The following is a 13,557-nucleotide window of genomic DNA, read 5'->3' as shown; positions in this document are numbered from 1 at the left end:
CAGCGGTGCTTCGAGTTCGCGCTGGATCTGGCTGACCTGGGTTTGCGCCAGCGACGTCAGGCGTTGTTCGATGACTTGCTCGAACTGCGCCTGAGTCCGTTCCTGAACCATGTCTTGGGTCCGGGCGCCGGAAAACAGCGCATACAGCACCAGGGCTGCCACGACGCTGAGCACAATGGCGCCGGCCAGGGCGGCAACGGAAAACTGGATCGACTTGAATTTCATGGGTGCTCCGCACGCAAGAGGACGTCTGCAGAGCTGTATCGGCACGAGGCCGGAAAGTCATGAGCGCGGTGTGACGAATTGACTGTTTTGGAGTGCTGGATGTCGTAAGTGAAACATTGCTGGCCGTGATCGGCCGGGGGTGGGCGCTGTTGTATGAATTTTTTCCTACGGTGATCGGGACTTTGTCTGAAATGTACGTGTTACACGTCCGTTGTATCTGGCGCCGATACAAATCCCCACCTACGATACGCCGCATGTTTCCAGGGAGCTTTTTGATGAATAAGACATTGGTTGTGTGTGCACTGAGCGCAGGTCTGCTGCTCGCCGGTTGTCAGTCGGTCAACACCACCAGCGGTGGTGCCGTGGGCGTTGAGCGCAAGCAATACATGTTCAGCATGTTGTCGACCGCCGAGGTCAACCAGATGTACGCCCAGTCTTATCAAAAGACCGTCGGTGAGGCGAGCAGCAAAGGCGTGCTGGACAAAACCAGTAACGATGCGAAGCGCGTTCAGGCGATTTCCAGTCGGCTGATCGCCCAGGCGCCGGTGTTCCGTCCGGATTCGGCCCAGTGGCAATGGGAAGTGAATCTGATCAAGAGCGACGATCTGAATGCCTCCTGCGGGCCTGGCGGCAAGATCATTTTCTACTCCGGGCTGATCGACACCCTGCAACTCACCGACGACGAAATCGCCGCCATTATCGGCCATGAAATCGCTCACGCCTTGCGCGAGCACGGTCGCGAAGCGATGTCCAAGGCTTACGGTATCGAAATGGCCAAGCAGGGGGCTGGTGCGTTGTTCGGTCTGGGCGAGGGCAGCCTGGCCCTGGCGGATACGGTAGCCCAATACGGCATGACCTTGCCCAACAGTCGCGGCAATGAAAACGAGGCAGACTTGATCGGCCTCGAATTGGCTGCCCGCGCCGGGTACAACCCGAACGCGGCGATCACCCTGTGGAACAAGATGAGCAAAGCCTCGAATGGCGCGCCGCCAGAATTCTTGAGCACTCACCCGGCGTCGGCCAGTCGGATTGCTGCCTTGCAGGCGGCGATTCCGAAGGTTATGCCGTTGTATGAGAAAGCCAGGAAATCCTGAGTAAGTGATCGTTCCCACGCTCTGCGTGGGAATGCCGCCATGGGCGCTCCGCGTCCGCTTTAACGTCGTGACGCGGAGCGTCACCGGATGCATTCCCACGCAGAGCGTGGGAATGATCGGGTTGTCGTGTCAAACCCACCCACTGCTCTGCATCGCCTTGTACACCGCAACAATCGCCAGGATCAGGAATGCCGACGCCGCCAGGCGACGGATCAGGGTCAAGGGCAGTTTGTCCGCCGCAAAGTTACCTGCCAGTACCACCGGCACGTTGGCAATCAACATCCCGGCGGTGGTGCCGATGATCACCAGCCACAGATCCGGGTATTGCGCGGCAAGCATCACCGTTGCGACTTGGGTCTTGTCGCCCATTTCCGCGAGGAAGAACGCAATCAGCGTAGTCAGGAACGGCCCGAATTTGCGGGCGGTGCTGGCTTCATCTTCGTCCATCTTGTCCGGCACCAGCGTCCACAGGGCCGTGGCGGTGAAGCTCGCGGCGAGGATCCAGTGCAACGTCGCATTCGAGAAGAAACTGCCAAACCAGGCGCCTACCGCACCGGCTGCCGCATGGTTGGCCAGGGTCGCGGCGACGATGCCGGCGATGATTGGCCAGGGTTTGCGAAAGCGGGCAGCGAGAATGAGCGCGAGCAGTTGCGTCTTGTCGCCGATTTCGGCCAAGGCAACGATTGCGGTGGGAACGAGCAGAGAGTCCAGCATCATCAGGGTTTTCCTAAGGGGCGGGTCGACACGGCTATGACACGTACAGCCTTCCCGCCCCGGGTAAGGTGTTCGTGTCATAGGTCTTGTCAAACCCTGCGATCCGTCTGATGCGGACGCTTGGGTCGCATACGCCATGGTCTGAGGACCAAGTATGTTGACGTATGCCGGACGAGCATGGCGCTCGTGGGAGACTACTCCCCTAGGACGGAGCGGATTCTGCCTAGGCAGAATCCGTTAGGCAAGCACTTATTTCTCAGCCGCGCTTGGCCCGGTAGATTCGGAAACCTTGTCCTTCAGCCTTGATCGCACACACGCCCAAGTGCTCTTCGATCAGCGGTTGATACTTCAGGAAGCTGTTCGCTACCAGTCGAAGTTCACCGCCGTTTTTCAGATGTTTAGCCGCTTTTCGCAGCAAGTTCTCGGTGGCGAAGTAGTCGGTGTGTACGCCGACATGGAACGGTGGATTGCTCAGAATCGCACTCAAACCCATCGGTGCGGCATCGATGCCGTCCCCGGTCATCACTTCCGCATCTAGGCCGTTGGCGGCCAGGGTCAGGCGACTACTGGCGGCGGCAAACGCATCCACATCAAGCAGCGTGACCTGATTGTGCGGATAACGCCGCTTGACCGCCGCCCCCAACACGCCCGCGCCGCAACCGAAGTCCAGCAAGTGGCCGCTGGGCAGTTTGTCCAGATGTTCCAGCAGCAGGGCGCTGCCGCGATCCAGTCGACCGTGGCTGAACACGCCCGGCAGGCTGATGACTTTCAATGGGCCTTCGGCCAATGGCAGTTCGTAGGTCTGTGCCAGGCTTTCCAGCGACTTGGCTTCTGGCGCATTGGCCACGGTGACCTGCCAGAGCTGGCAGTGCCGTGCGCTGTCTAGCTTGCGTGGTTTACCGAAGGGGTTGAGCTGCTTGGCAGCGCCTTCGATGCCACTGCGCTTTTCGCCCACCAGGTACAACTCACGGCCTGCCAGACGAGAGGCGAGGGCGTTGAGGATGTAGTCGGTCAGGTCTTTGGACTTGGGCAGAAACACCACGGCGCTGTCGAACCCGCGCTCCGGCGCATTCACGCCGAAATGGCTGCGCTCGGCGAAACGGGCGTCCAGCGCCGCTTGATCGCCAGCATGCCAGCACCAGCCATGGGCGTCGGGCAAGCGACCCAGCAAATCATCGGCGGGCAAACCGGCCAGCAGCACCGACCCCTGGAATAACTCGGCCTGACGAAGCAGTACTTCACTGCGCGGATCCATACTCTGCTCCTGGAAAAAAAGTGCCGCAGTTTATCAACTGACGACCCGCAGCGCTTGACCGCTGAAGTAGCCTTGGGCGTTTTCGGTCAACTGGCCAACGATTCTTTGCCGCGCCTCGCGACTGCCCCAAGCGTTGTGCGGGGTGACGATCAACCGTGGAATATCCTGAGCCAGCAGCGGATTGCCCGCGGTGGGTGGTTCGACGCTCAACACGTCGGTGGCCGCGCCGCCCAGGTGACCGTTGCGCAGGGCGTCGGCCAATGCTTGCTCGTCAATCAAGCCACCGCGCGCGGTGTTGACCACGAAAGCACCGGGTTTCATCGAGGCCAGTTCGCGGGCGCCGATGAAGTGGCGAGTGTGTTCGTTGAGCGGGCAGTGCAGGGTCAGGGCGTCGATTTGTGGCAGCAATTCATTCAGCGGCAAGCGATCCGGTCGGGAAGGGCGCCCCGGAATCTGCCCCAGCAACACGCGCATGCCGAACGCCTCGGCCAACCGCGCCACGGCACTGCCCAGTTCACCGTGGCCAAGCAGGCCGAGGGTTTTGCCTTCGAGTTCAACAATTGGGTAATCCAGCAGGCAGAACTGTTTCGCCTGCTGCCAACGACCTTCGGCAACGGCTTTTTGATAGTCGGCCAGGCGCGTCGCCAGGTTCAGCAACAACATAATCGTGTGCTGAGCCACCGACGGCGTGCCGTAACCCTGGCAGTTGCAAACGGTAATCCCGTGAGCGCGGGCGGCGGCGAGGTCCACGTTGTTGGTGCCGGTGGCAGTGATCAGGATCAGCTTCAACTCGGGGCTGGCCGCCATGGCCGACGCATCGATCGGGATTTTGTTGCTGATGGCGACAGTGGCGCCTTTGAGGCGTTCGATCACCTGATCAGGCGTGGTTTGCGCGAACAGCTGCAACTCGCTGAAGCACTCGTGTAGCGGGCTGAGGTCGAGATCGCCGAGGTCCAGGGACGGATGGTCGAGGAAAACGGCGCGGCGAAAGTTCGTCATCAACTGTACCTTTTGTGCATTGAACTGAAGGCGTAATCTGCCGAGCCTACCAGATGAAACAAACAGTTACGCTGGCCCAAAAGGAGCCCTCATGTATTGGACAGAGTTCTTGACCGTTGCCCTGATTCACCTGCTGGCCGTCGCCAGCCCCGGTCCGGACTTCGCCGTGGTGGTGCGTGAGAGCGTGACCCACGGTCGTCGTGCCGGGACATGGACGGCGTTGGGCGTCGGCTCGGCGATTTTCCTGCACGTCGGTTATTCGCTGTTGGGTATCGGGCTGATCGTGTCTCAGTCGATCGTGCTGTTCAACGCCTTGAAATGGGCCGCCGCCGCGTACCTGCTGTACATCGGTTACAAGGCTCTGCGTGCACAACCGGCCCCATCTGCGGCTGACGACCTGCATCAGGAAGCGGGCGAACGTACCGCGCGTGGCGCCTTCACTTCGGGATTTGTGACCAATGGCCTGAACCCGAAAGCCACGCTGTTTTTCCTGTCGTTGTTCACCGTGGTGATCAACCCGCACACGCCCCTGGCGGTACAAGCGGGTTACGGGATTTATCTGGCAGCGGCGACGGCAGTCTGGTTCTGCCTGGTGGCGATGCTGTTCAGTCAGCAGCGCGTGCGTGCCGGTTTCGCTCGCATGGGCCACTGGTTCGACCGGACCATGGGCGCGGTGCTGATCGCCATCGGCGTGAAACTCGCGTTCACCGAGATGCACTGACTTCTCGAAATAGGCGGTCCCTTGTAGGGTTAAGCTGCACGTTCGTACACACGAATTCCTGCAAATGCTGGCGCAAAGCTAGCATTTATACGGTTGTGCAAATCATCCCTTTGGCTGATTTGGCTGGCGTTCAAGGCCTCTAGAGTGCTTAGCTTTAGCAGCCAAGACTGTGCAGTCAAAAAGGGACTCTTATGTTGCAGACTCGCGTTATCCCCCCAGCCGAGGGCGCTTACCAGTATCCGCTGTTGATCAAACGGCTGCTGATGTCCGGTGCCCGTTATGAAAAAACCCGCGAGATCATCTACCGCGATCAATTGCGCTACAGCTATCCGACCCTGATCGAGCGGGTCGCGCGGCTGGCCAACGTGCTCACGGCCGCCGGCGTGAAGGCCGGGGACACTGTGGCGGTGATGGACTGGGACAGCCATCGCTACCTGGAATGCATGTTTGCCATCCCGATGATCGGTGCGGTAATCCACACCATCAACGTGCGCCTGTCGCCGGAACAGATTCTCTACACCATGAACCACGCCGAGGACCGCTTCGTGCTGGTCAACAGCGAATTCGTCGGGCTTTACAAGGCGATTGCCGGGCACCTGACCACCGTGGAGAAAACCCTGCTGCTGACCGACTTGCCGGAAAAAACCGCCGACCTGCCGAATCTTATTGGTGAGTACGAGCAATTGCTGGCCGCCGCGAGCCCGCAGTACGACTTTGAAGATTTCGACGAAAACTCGGTGGCCACCACGTTTTACACCACAGGCACCACCGGTAACCCCAAAGGCGTGTATTTCACCCATCGCCAACTGGTGCTGCACACCATGGGGGTGTCGACCATCATGGGGTCCATCGACAGCGTGCGCCTGCTGGGCACCAACGATGTGTACATGCCGATCACCCCGATGTTCCACGTGCATGCCTGGGGCTTGCCGTATGTAGCAACCATGCTCGGGCTCAAGCAGGTCTACCCCGGCCGTTACGACCCCGAGTATCTGGTGGAGCTGTGGCGCAAGGAGAAGGTGACCTTTTCCCACTGCGTGCCGACCATTCTGCAAATGGTCCTCAATGCCAAGGCGGCGCAAAACACCGATTTCGGTGGCTGGAAAATCGTCATCGGCGGCAGTGCGCTCAACCGTGCGCTGTATGAAGCGGCCAAAGCCAAGGGCATTCAGTTGACCGCCGCTTACGGCATGTCGGAAACCGGGCCATTGGTATCGTGCGCGCACCTCAACGATGAGCTGATGGCCGGTACCGAAGATGAACGCACCACCTACCGGATCAAGGCCGGTGTACCGGGGCCATTGGTCGAGGCGGCGATCGTCGACACCGACGGCAACTTCCTGCCTGCCGATGGCGAGACCCAGGGCGAACTGGTGTTGCGTGCGCCGTGGCTTACCGAGGGTTATTTCAACGAGCCGCAGAAAGGCGCGGAGCTCTGGGCCGGGGGCTGGCTGCACACCGGCGACGTGGCGACACTGGACAGCATGGGCGTGATCGACATTCGCGACCGGATCAAGGACGTGATCAAGACCGGCGGCGAATGGATCTCCTCCCTGGACCTGGAAGACCTGATCAGCCGCCACCCTGCGGTACGCGAAGTAGCAGTGGTGGGCATCGCCGATCCGCAGTGGGGCGAACGGCCATTTGCGCTGCTGGTCGTCAGGGAAGGGCATGAGATCGGGGCCAAGGAACTCAAGGAGCACCTCAAGCCGTTCGTTGAACAGGGGCACCTGAGCAAGTGGGCCATCCCGAGCCAGATCGCCATTGTTACTGAAATTCCCAAGACCAGTGTCGGTAAGCTCGACAAGAAGCGCATCCGCGTCGACATCACCGAATGGCAGGCCAATAACAGCACCTTCCTCTCGACGCTTTAAGCGTCATCTGGCGCGCCGAAAACGGCGCGCCAGACCCACCAAGCAAGCGCTTGGCTTGTGAAATCCGAATTTTCAGCCATCCTTGCCGTGCCGACATGTGTCGGACTGGCGAAAGGACTGTTCCAGAGTGGCCGGCAGCTGCAAATCACACTTTAGAGGGATCAAGCACTACTACCTGCTGGCTATAGTCCGCTCAAGGAATTTTTAAGAACGGAGCGCGCGCACAAAACGGGGCGATGCAACTTTGGAGTGACGTCGGAACCGCTTGGCTTCCGGTCACCCACAACGTTTTTAAAAGTACTCAGCCATAACAATAATGCACATGGAGTAGCGTCGATGACATCAGTAAACCAGTTCTGGCGCCGGGCGAAACTGCCCCTGGCGGTCAGTCTCGCCTCTTCGCTCGCCGGGCCTGCATTCGGCGTCAGTTTCAACGTCGGTGAGATCGAAGGTCAATTCGACTCATCCCTGTCGATCGGAGCCAGTTGGTCTACTCAGAGCCCGAACAAGAACCTCATCGGCGTCAATAACGGGGGCCACGGTCTGTCCCAGACGTCCGATGACGGTCACAACAACTTCAAGAGCGGCGAAACCTTCTCGAAAATCTTCAAGGGTATCCACGACCTTGAATTGAAATACGGCGATACCGGTGTCTTCGTCCGGGGTAAATACTGGTACGACTTCGAACTCAAGGATGAAAGCCGCGAGTTCAAGGACATCAGCGACAGCAATCGCAAGGAAGGCGCCAAGTCCGCCGGCGGCCAGATCCTCGACGCCTTCGTCTACCACAACTACGCCATTGCCGATCAGCCGGGTTCCGTGCGTTTGGGCAAGCAGGTCGTGAGCTGGGGTGAAAGTACCTTCATCGGCGGCGGTATCAACTCGATCAACCCGATCGACGTGTCCGCGTTCCGTCGTCCTGGCGCTGAGGTCAAGGAAGGTCTGATCCCGGTCAACATGTTTTACGTGTCCCAGAGCCTGACCGACAACTTGTCGGCCGAAGCCTTCTATCAGCTCGAATGGGACCAGACGGTTGTCGATAACTGCGGCACCTTCTTCTCCCAGCCGGACATCATTGCCGACGGCTGCGACAACAACCTGCGTGTGCTGAACAAGCGTTCGACCATTCCGGCCATCGCATTGGGCCCATTGGCCGCTGCGGGCGTCGACGTCAACGAAGAAGGTGTGCTGGTGCGTCGCGGTCCTGATCGCGATGCGCGGGACAGCGGCCAGTGGGGCGCGTCCTTGAAGTACATGTTCGAACCGCTCGATACCGAGTTCGGCGCATACTTCATGAACTACCACAGCCGTGCGCCGATCTTCAGCGCCACGGGTGCTCCGCAATCGATCTACAACGGCGTGGCAGCTTTGCCAGCGGCGTTCCGCGCGCTGGGGCCGCTGGTGGTCGCCGGTAATTCCGAGTACTTCGTCGAGTACCCGGAAGATATCCGCCTCTACGGCTTGAGCTTCTCCACCACCCTGCCTACCGGTACGGCCTGGAGCGGCGAGATCAGTTACCGTCCGAACGCGCCGGTGCAGCTCAACTCCACCGACATCCTGTTTGCTGGCGTGCGCCCATTGGGCGGTGCCTTGGCCAACGCTTCGCTGCTCCCCGGTGTACCGGGCCAGGATCTGCACGGCTATCGCCGCAAAGAAATCACCCAGTTCCAGACCACTCTGACGCACTTCTTTGATCAGGTCATGGGCGCCAGCCGTCTGACCCTGGTGGGCGAAGTGGGCGTGACCCATGTTGGCGGCCTGGAAAGCAGCTCCGACGTCCGTTACGGCCGTGACCCGGTCTACGGGCCTGGTGAACTGCCGGCTACCGGCGGCCTCAACACCTGCTCGGCGATCCTCAACACCAGCACCATCAACGGTGCCGGTCCGGGCGCTGCTACCAACAACCGCAGCCGCAACTGCGAGGACGAGGGCTTTACCACGTCGATGTCGTGGGGTTATCGCGGTCGCGCCATCTGGGAATACAACGACGTATTCGCCGGTGTGAACCTCAAGCCGAACGTGGCCTGGTCCCACGACGTGAGCGGTTACTCGCCTGGCCCTGGCGGCAACTTCGAGGAAGGTCGTAAAGCGGTGAGCCTGGGTGTCGATGCCGAATACCAGAACACCTACACCGCGAGCCTGGCCTATACCAACTTCTTCGACGGCAAGTACACCACTGTGGATGATCGCGACTTCGTTGCGCTCAGCTTCGGCGTGAACTTCTAAGCACTGTATTTTCAGGACGAACACATTTATGAAAATAACAAAGAGTCTGTTCCACGTTGGCGTTCTGGGGCTTTCGCTGCTGGCAACCGGTGTCATGGCGGCGGTCCCTGCGGCCGAAGCGGACAAGCTGGGCAAGAGCCTGACCCCGATGGGCGCCGAGATGGCGGGCAACGCCGACGGTTCGATCCCGGCCTGGAAACCCATGCCGAAAAACGCCGGTAGCGTGGACAGCAAGGGTTTTCTGGCTGACCCGTTCGCGAGTGAAAAACCGCAATTCACCATCACCGCGCAAAACGTCGACCAGTACAAGGACAAGCTCGCGCCGGGCCAGTACGCGATGTTCAAGCGCTACCCGGAAACCTTCAAGATGCCGGTCTACCCGTCCCATCGCGGTGCCACCGTGCCGGATGAGGTGTTTGCCTCGATCAAGAAGAACGCCACAAACACTAACCTGGTGTCCGGCGGCAACGGTCTGGAAAACTTCGAAACCGCGATCCCGTTCCCGATTCCGAAAAGCGGCGTTGAAGTCATCTGGAACCATATCACCCGTTATCGCGGCGGCAGTGTGACCCGCCTGATAACCCAGGCCACACCGCAGCCGAACGGCTCGTTCAGCCTCGTGTACTTCGAGGACCAGTTCGTGTTCCGCGACAAGATGAAGGATTACGACCCGAAAAATCCGGGTAACATCCTGTTCTACTTCAAGCAGAAAGTGACCGCGCCGGCACGTCTGGCCGGTGGCGTGCTGCTGGTACACGAAACCCTCGACCAGGTTAAAGAACCGCGTTCGGCGTGGGTCTACAACGCCGGGCAGCGCCGTGTGCGTCGTGCGCCTCAAGTGTCCTATGATGGGCCGGGTACCGCGGCCGATGGCCTGCGTACCTCCGACAACCTGGACATGTACAACGGCGCGCCGGATCGCTATGACTGGAAGCTCGAAGGCAAGAAAGAGATGTACATCGCCTCCGACAGCTACAAGCTCGATTCGCCACAATTGAAGTACGCCGACATCATCAAGGCCGGCCACATCAACCAGGACCTGGCTCGCTATGAACTGCGTCGGGTCTGGCATGTGGTTGCGACCCTGAAGGAAGGTCAGCGTCACATCTACGCCAAACGTGACTTCTACATCGACGAAGACACCTGGCAGGCGGCGGTGGTCGACCACTACGACGGTCGCGGGCAACTGTGGCGCGTCGCCGAGGCTCACTCCCAGAACTACTACGACAAGCAAGTGCCGTGGTACACCCTCGAAACCTTGTACGACCTGCAATCGGGCCGCTATTTGGCCCTGGGCATGAAGAACGAAGAGAAGTCGGCCTATAACTTCGGTTTCACCGCCAGCACCGCCGATTTCACTCCGGCCGCGTTGCGTCAGGAAGGCGTTCGCTAAAAACGTTGTAACCCGAGGCCGCATCCTCGAAAAAACGCCCCGACTGGTTCGGGGCGTTTTTTTGGAAGTTCATAAATATCGTTGTAGCAGCTGTCGAGGTCGGTGTGGCTATCCGGTTTACCGACATTTTTGGTTGTAGTCTTTTTGTAGTCATTTGTAGCAATAACCTTCAATAGCTCTTCGTTTACCGCTAGGCTGCGGACATCTGTAACGCCGCCATCAGCCTTTCAAACAAGAGCCGGCCATGACTGATCTGTCCCCACTTCCGGGCCCCGCAAGCGTTGCCGTCGCCACATTGGGCGGGCGCTTTTTCCGGCCACCGCTGCCCGACGGCCATGTGCTGCGGCCGCGTTTGTGCGAGCGCCTGAGCGCCGGCCTTGGTGGCAGGCTGTTGCTGGTCAGTGCGCCGGCGGGGTTCGGCAAGAGTTCATTGGCGGTGGAGTTTTGCCAGGGATTACCGGAGCACTGGCAAAGCCTGTGGCTGGGGTTAAGTCCTCGGGACAGCGATCCCGGCCGCTTTCTTGAACGGCTGCTCGAAGGTCTTCAAGAGTATTTCCCGCAGTTGGGCCGCCAGGCGCTGGGGCTGCTGAAAATGCGCCAGCGTCATCAGCCGTTCGCTTTCGAAGAATGGCTGGACGGTTTGCTCGATGAACTGGCTGTGCACCTTTCACCCGGTAATCCGCTGCTGTTGGTGCTCGATGACTATCATCTGGCCCAAGGCCCGGTGCTTGATCGTTGCCTGCAATTTTTTCTCAATCATTTACCCGATGGCCTGCTGGTCATGGTCACCAGTCGGCAACGTCCCGACTGGCATCTGGCACGCCTGCGACTGTCGCGGCAACTGCTCGAGTTGCATGAGCAGGATCTTCGTCTGACCCACGATGAAGCCCTGACCTTGCTCGATCGGCACAGCATTTCATTGCGTGGCGAGGCGCTGGAGAGTTTGATCCAGCGCAGCGAAGGCTGGGTGGCCGGGCTGCGTTTCTGGCTGCTGGCGGCCTCCGAGGCGGGTAGCGAGGGCGCATTGCCCCAATCGCTGTATGGTGGGGAAGGGCTGATTCGCGATTACCTGCTCGAAGAAGTCATCGATTGCCTGCCCGCCGAAGTGCAGTCATTCCTGTACGACACCGCACCTCAAGAGCGCTTTTGCAGCGAGTTGTGTGACGCCGTGCGCGAAGCCCATGACAGTGCCGAGATCCTGCGTTTCCTGCTGGCGCATCAGGTGTTTCTGGTGCCGCTGGACGAACACGGTCACTGGTATCGCTATCACCACCTGTTTTCCGACCTGCTGCGCAGCCGACCCACCGCCCAGGCGATGGTGCCGACGGCCAGCCTGCATCTGCGTGCCTGCCGCTGGTTCAATGCCCAAGGGTTACTCGATGAGGCGGTAGAGCAGGCGTTGCGTGCCGGGCATCTGGATGTTGCAGCAAATTTGGTACAAAACCTCTCTGAAGAACAGCTGCTGGCCGAGCAGAACGTTGGCATGTTGCTGCGCTGGAAAATGGACTTGCCCGACAGCCTGCTGATCAGCACGCCACGGCTGATCGTGCTCTACAGCTGGGCGTTGGGTCTGGCCTGCCAACTGGACGCCGCCGAGGAACTGGCCAGCCACTTGAGCCGCTTCCTGCCGGCCCCGTCGGCTACCGCGCAAAAATCCATGCTGGCGCAATGGCTGGCCCTGAGCGGCATCATTGCCCGGGGCCGAGGCAATCGCGAGCTGACATTGCGCTATTGCACCGAAGCGCTGGAGAGCCTGCCGGCCAAACGATATGGGCAGCGTCTGATGTGCCTCTCGACATTGTCGAATCTGGCCATTGCCGACAGTGACCTCTGGCGTGCCCGGGGGCTGAATCGTGAGTCCCTTGAACTGGCACAACGAGTCGGCAATCCGTTGTTCGAGGCATTGGCCCATTATGACCGCGCCCGCGTACTGCAGGCGCGCGGTGAGATTCTTCGTTCGCTGGACGAAGTCCGCCAGGGATTGCAGCGTCTGCAAGGCTTATCCCCGCAACGGCTTTATGCGGTGCGCGCACGGCTGACCTTATACGAGGGATTTTTGCTGGCGCTGCGCTTGCAACCCCAGGCCGCGCGGGCACGTTTGCTCGCGGGTTTGGCCGAAGCGCGGGCCTGTCGCGACATCAGTGTGCTGATCGGCCACTGCGTGATTGCCCGTCTGGAGGGCAGCAGCGGCGAGTTCGCCAAAGCCTTCGCTGAACTCGCCGAGGCAGAGCGGCTGATGCACATCTGGGACGTCCCGCCGATTTATTACCTGGCGATGATCACCCTGGTCAAATGCGAACTCTGGCTGGCCCAGGGCCGCACCGACCTCGCCGAAGCCTGGCTCGCGCGATTGGGCCAGACCTACAACGGCGAGCACCCGGCGGCCCCCCCGGAGTTCCATCCGCAACTGCCACTGCACATTGAACTGCAACAGGCGGTGCTGGACGTGATGAAAGGCCAGCCCATGCTCGCCGAAGGGCGCTTGAATGCGTTGCATGAACACGGTCAACACAGCGGTCGGCAGATGCTCAGCGTGATGGCACTAAGTCAGAAGATCATCCTGTTGCTGGCGGGCGGGCGCGAATCCGAGGCCCGCAAAGCGTTGGCCCAGGCTTTGGAAGCGGCCGCCGGTGGCGTCCTGCAACCGTTTGACCCATTGTTGACCGAACACCCGGACTGGCTGCGCGGGCAACTTCAACTCTGTGCGCCGACGGCCGTTTCGCAGAGTCTCTCGGAAAAGCTTCCGGCTCTGGTCTCCCGCCCGATGCTGGAGGCGTCGCCTGCTGCGGAACAACTCAGTACGCGTGAAATGGCCGTTCTGCGACTGATCGCGCAGGGGTGTTCGAACCAGGAAATTAGTGATCAGTTGTTCATTTCGCTGCACACGGTGAAAACCCATGCCAGTCATATCAACAGTAAGCTGGGGGTTGAACGCAGGACCCAGGCGGTGGCGAGGGCGAAGGAGTTGGGTGTTTTGAGGTAGTCTTCTCGGCCAGGTTCTGCCTGTACAATAAAAACGCCCCGAACCAGTCGGGGCGTTTTTATTGTACAGGCAG

At 60.1% G+C, this 13,557-nt stretch carries 9 protein-coding genes and 1 riboswitch; of the genes, 6 read left to right on the top strand and 3 right to left on the bottom strand.

Going from position 1 to position 13,557, the window contains the following annotated elements; genetic code table 11:
• The first annotated feature begins 500 nt into the window (after positions 1-500).
• On the top strand, positions 501-1,319 hold the full coding sequence (locus tag PSH97_RS23255; protein WP_305446857.1) for a M48 family metallopeptidase: 819 nt from the start codon (positions 501-503) through the stop codon (positions 1,317-1,319).
• Positions 1,320-1,448: 129 nt separating this feature from the next.
• Here PSH97_RS23255 and PSH97_RS23250 read toward each other — a convergent pair whose 3' ends face one another.
• The 3 genes from PSH97_RS23250 to PSH97_RS23240 all read right to left on the bottom strand — a co-directional run bounded on the left by PSH97_RS23250 (position 1,449) and on the right by PSH97_RS23240 (position 4,287).
• Positions 1,449-2,033 carry a TMEM165/GDT1 family protein gene (locus tag PSH97_RS23250; RefSeq protein ID WP_032830419.1) on the bottom strand — a complete coding sequence of 195 codons (585 nt, stop codon included), beginning with the start codon at positions 2,031-2,033 and terminating at the stop codon, positions 1,449-1,451.
• Between the two features lie 91 nt (positions 2,034-2,124).
• Positions 2,125-2,249: riboswitch (yybP-ykoY riboswitch) on the bottom strand.
• A 40-nt stretch (positions 2,250-2,289) separates the two neighbouring features.
• On the bottom strand, positions 2,290-3,288 hold the full coding sequence (locus tag PSH97_RS23245; RefSeq protein ID WP_305446856.1) for a class I SAM-dependent methyltransferase: 999 nt from the start codon (positions 3,286-3,288) through the stop codon (positions 2,290-2,292).
• Between the two features lie 33 nt (positions 3,289-3,321).
• Positions 3,322-4,287 (bottom strand): 2-hydroxyacid dehydrogenase, encoded by a 966-nt coding sequence (locus PSH97_RS23240; RefSeq protein ID WP_305446855.1) that lies wholly within the window; start codon positions 4,285-4,287, stop codon positions 3,322-3,324.
• 91 nt (positions 4,288-4,378) lie between these two features.
• Here PSH97_RS23240 and PSH97_RS23235 point away from each other — a divergent pair, with 91 nt between their 5' ends.
• The 5 genes from PSH97_RS23235 to PSH97_RS23215 all read left to right on the top strand — a co-directional run bounded on the left by PSH97_RS23235 (position 4,379) and on the right by PSH97_RS23215 (position 13,484).
• Positions 4,379-5,008 (top strand): LysE family translocator, encoded by a 630-nt coding sequence (locus PSH97_RS23235; protein ID WP_305446854.1) that lies wholly within the window; start codon positions 4,379-4,381, stop codon positions 5,006-5,008.
• A gap of 191 nt (positions 5,009-5,199) precedes the next feature.
• The gene (locus tag PSH97_RS23230; RefSeq protein WP_305446853.1) at positions 5,200-6,882 is read left to right on the top strand and encodes a fatty acid--CoA ligase; all 1,683 of its coding nucleotides are present in this window, start codon (positions 5,200-5,202) and stop codon (positions 6,880-6,882) included.
• Between the two features lie 336 nt (positions 6,883-7,218).
• The gene (locus tag PSH97_RS23225) at positions 7,219-9,108 is read left to right on the top strand and encodes a DUF1302 domain-containing protein (protein WP_305446852.1); all 1,890 of its coding nucleotides are present in this window, start codon (positions 7,219-7,221) and stop codon (positions 9,106-9,108) included.
• Positions 9,109-9,136: 28 nt separating this feature from the next.
• Complete coding sequence (locus PSH97_RS23220) at positions 9,137-10,501, top strand: DUF1329 domain-containing protein (RefSeq protein WP_305446851.1); 1,365 nt, start codon at positions 9,137-9,139, stop codon at positions 10,499-10,501.
• 244 nt (positions 10,502-10,745) lie between these two features.
• Complete coding sequence (locus PSH97_RS23215; protein ID WP_305446850.1) at positions 10,746-13,484, top strand: LuxR C-terminal-related transcriptional regulator; 2,739 nt, start codon at positions 10,746-10,748, stop codon at positions 13,482-13,484.
• Positions 13,485-13,557 lie beyond the last annotated feature (73 nt).

Source organism: Pseudomonas cucumis (assembly GCF_030687935.1).
GTDB classification, from domain to species: Bacteria; Pseudomonadota; Gammaproteobacteria; order Pseudomonadales; family Pseudomonadaceae; genus Aquipseudomonas; species Aquipseudomonas cucumis.
This window is presented reverse-complemented; position numbering and strand designations above follow the sequence as displayed.

Bases quoted from the DNA above. Each gene is read 5' to 3' on its own strand.
- PSH97_RS23255 (WP_305446857.1), top strand. From the start codon at position 501: ATGAATAAGACATTGGTTGTGTGTGCACTGAGCGCAGGTCTGCTGCTC.
- PSH97_RS23250 (WP_032830419.1), bottom strand. From the start codon at position 2,033: ATGCTGGACTCTCTGCTCGTTCCCACCGCAATCGTTGCCTTGGCCGAA.
- PSH97_RS23245 (WP_305446856.1), bottom strand. From the start codon at position 3,288: ATGGATCCGCGCAGTGAAGTACTGCTTCGTCAGGCCGAGTTATTCCAG.
- PSH97_RS23240 (WP_305446855.1), bottom strand. From the start codon at position 4,287: ATGACGAACTTTCGCCGCGCCGTTTTCCTCGACCATCCGTCCCTGGAC.
- PSH97_RS23235 (WP_305446854.1), top strand. From the start codon at position 4,379: ATGTATTGGACAGAGTTCTTGACCGTTGCCCTGATTCACCTGCTGGCC.
- PSH97_RS23230 (WP_305446853.1), top strand. From the start codon at position 5,200: ATGTTGCAGACTCGCGTTATCCCCCCAGCCGAGGGCGCTTACCAGTAT.
- PSH97_RS23225 (WP_305446852.1), top strand. From the start codon at position 7,219: ATGACATCAGTAAACCAGTTCTGGCGCCGGGCGAAACTGCCCCTGGCG.
- PSH97_RS23220 (WP_305446851.1), top strand. From the start codon at position 9,137: ATGAAAATAACAAAGAGTCTGTTCCACGTTGGCGTTCTGGGGCTTTCG.
- PSH97_RS23215 (WP_305446850.1), top strand. From the start codon at position 10,746: ATGACTGATCTGTCCCCACTTCCGGGCCCCGCAAGCGTTGCCGTCGCC.